The organism is Candidatus Protofrankia californiensis (assembly GCF_900634765.1).
Lineage (GTDB): Bacteria > Actinomycetota > Actinomycetes > Frankiales > Frankiaceae > Protofrankia > Protofrankia californiensis.
Window position 1 is genome coordinate 1 of record NZ_CAAAFT010000102.1, and the last position, 578, is coordinate 578.

Here is a 578-nt window from a genome sequence, read left to right on the forward strand (position 1 = left end):
CCCGCAGGCCGTCGACCAGGGCCCGCGCGCTCGCGTCCGGGTCGACCGGCAGCAGGGCGATCTCGTCCTTGGTCACGTTGGACGCGTCCACCCCGGCGTTGGCGAGCACGAACCCGTGCCGGGTCTCGACGATCCGCGTTGACCCTCGGCCGGCCACCTCACGGACGGTTTCGGCCTCGACGGCGGCCAGCCGTACGGCTTCCCGGTCACCGTCGACGGGGATCAGCCGCCCCTCGGCCTTCGACACGATCTTCGAGGTGACGACGAGGACATCGCCGTCGCGCAGCGGGATGCCGTGGGCGGTGAGCGCGGTCGCGATGACCGTGGTCAGGTCGTCGCCGGCACGTATCTCGCCGATCCCCGTGACGGCGGTGACGGAAAGTGCCTCAGACACCGGCGAGCTCCAGGGCCGCACGGACGATCTCTACGGTCGCCTCGACGTCCGTCATCAACAGTGGCCGGGCCTTCACGGTGACGCCGGGCACCTTGGTGCCGGTGTCAGCGGTGTCGACCAGCCAGCCGTCGAGAATCCCGCCGCCCGCGCCCGCGCCCGCGCCACCGGGAGCGCGGTGCCCGCG

1 protein-coding gene and 1 pseudogene are annotated in these 578 nt (G+C 72.7%); both read right to left on the reverse strand.

Annotated features, from left to right (window positions below):
- Nucleotides 1-415, reverse strand: a 415-nt coding sequence (locus DD1DGNOD_RS06070) for a coenzyme F420-0:L-glutamate ligase (RefSeq protein ID WP_430827763.1), incomplete at its 3' end; no start/stop codon positions are given.
- Nucleotides 387-578 (reverse strand): annotated as a pseudogene (locus DD1DGNOD_RS28830) (2-phospho-L-lactate transferase); the annotation flags it as partial. The gene DD1DGNOD_RS06070 and the pseudogene DD1DGNOD_RS28830, both read right to left, overlap by 29 nt.